The following is a 377-nucleotide window of genomic DNA, read 5'->3' as shown; positions in this document are numbered from 1 at the left end:
CTGTCAGTCTGCGGATTGGCGATACCCATGTGGCAGGCGCGGTGCTGCTGGGTGCCGGTTTTCTGTATGAAGGGCAGATCCTTGTTCAGGCCAGCCTCCAGGCGATAGGCGTCGTAACCACCCAGCCCCATGATGTCGTACAGCAATGTCGAGCTGTCGTTGCTCAGCAGATCGCCTTTCGCCAGTTTGCTCAGCAACTGACCGTAGGCGACCAGGGTGGCGCTGTTCAGGCCGCTGTCGTAGTAGCGGGTGGAGGCTTCATCGAGGTCGCTGATCTCGAGCTGCTCGATTTTCAGGTCGAGCACATTGGCCACCGCCTCTACGCGTTGCGGGCCGAGCGGTGCAGCGGCAATTTCGACGATCTTGCGGTTTTCCAG

At 60.2% G+C, this 377-nt stretch carries 1 protein-coding gene; it reads right to left on the bottom strand.

Going from position 1 to position 377, the window contains the following annotated elements:
• A partial coding sequence (locus AC0IYH_RS29820; RefSeq protein WP_471837689.1) for a serine hydrolase occupies positions 1–377 on the bottom strand: 377 nt, incomplete at both ends.

Source organism: Pseudomonas sp. AC463, from assembly GCF_979253585.1.
The sequence above is the reverse complement of the archived record's forward strand: the minus strand, read 5'-3'. Positions and strand labels throughout refer to the sequence as shown.